Raw genomic sequence first — 1,135 nt, 5'->3', positions numbered from 1 at the left:
TCAAATATTTCCATATTTTCCAGATTACTGAAGAATTTCAAGGAAAATTACTAAAAAAGAAATTTAAACAATTATTTAATTTCATGTAATTACATGAAATTAATAATTTCACTATTTTTTATTGAAAATTTTAAAAAACATATAAAATCTAAAATCTATTTTTAAAAAAAAACAAATAAATAGCTTAAAAAATTAAATAAATAAAAAAAAGAAAAAGAAAAAGATATTATTTCATAGCAGCATTAATATCTTTTAAGTAAATTTTATCATCACATATGGTGTCTACTAAATCCATATCGTGACTTACCAATAGGAATCCCATTTTCCTTTCTTTCACTATTTTTAAAACTGTATCCAATATCTGTGCTTGTGTGATTGCATCAAGCATTGTTGTCATTTCATCTGCAATCAGGAATTTTGTATTTGGATTAAGGGATCTCACTACTGAAAACCTTTGAAGCTCTCCACCAGACAATTCCTGTGGGAATCTGGTAAGCCAAGATTTCTGAATACCGAATTCAGCCAAAAGATCATCAGAAACATCATAGGATTCGGCTAAGACCTGACTCATTTTCCATTTCGGATTCATTACCTTTTCAGGATGTTGATAAATCAATTGAACTGGCTTGAATCCTTTTTTTGGCAAAGGCTTGCCCTCAAAAATCACTTCGCCTTGGAATTTTGTCACATACCCAGACAATATTTTACATAAAGTTGATTTACCGCTACCACTATCTCCAATCAATCCTACAATCTTTTTGTTGTCCAATTCCAGATTGACATCTTCCAATAGGAATTTTTTAGCTGAAGGGTATTTGAATGAAATGTTTTTTGCAATAAGCTCCATTTTATGCACCTTCCTCATATTTAAAGCATCTGACTTTTTTCATGCCAATGTCAATCAATTCAGGTCTTTCTTCCTTGCATCTGTCAAATCTCATATCACATCTATCATAATAAGGGCAACCACTGATTATTTCACCATGCAATGGCTGATGTCCTTTGATAACTTCAAATCCGTTTGCAGGCAATGCCTTGTATAGGGATTTTGTATATGGATGCAAGAGATTTTCCCCATCCCCTGAAAAGTCTTCTTTAAGTGCAATTTCAATTACATATCCTGAATAGAATATTC

General features: G+C 31.1%; 2 protein-coding genes. Both read right to left on the bottom strand.

Going from position 1 to position 1,135, the window contains the following annotated elements; genetic code table 11:
- Positions 1-226: 226 nt before the first annotated feature.
- Positions 227-847 carry an ABC transporter ATP-binding protein gene (locus tag Q0409_RS03690; protein ID WP_298535202.1) on the bottom strand — a complete coding sequence of 207 codons (621 nt, stop codon included), beginning with the start codon at positions 845-847 and terminating at the stop codon, positions 227-229.
- Position 848: 1 nt separating this feature from the next.
- The coding region (locus Q0409_RS03685) for an oligopeptide/dipeptide ABC transporter ATP-binding protein (RefSeq protein ID WP_366940067.1) at positions 849-1,135 on the bottom strand (287 nt) is incomplete at its 5' end.

The sequence above is a fragment of the uncultured Methanobrevibacter sp. genome (genome assembly GCF_937898925.1).
Lineage (GTDB): Archaea > Methanobacteriota > Methanobacteria > Methanobacteriales > Methanobacteriaceae > Methanobrevibacter.
This window is presented reverse-complemented; position numbering and strand designations above follow the sequence as displayed.

Excerpts from the sequence above, each read along its gene's own strand:
- Q0409_RS03690 (WP_298535202.1), bottom strand. The coding sequence starts at position 847 with ATGGAGCTTATTGCAAAAAACATTTCATTCAAATACCCTTCAGCTAAA.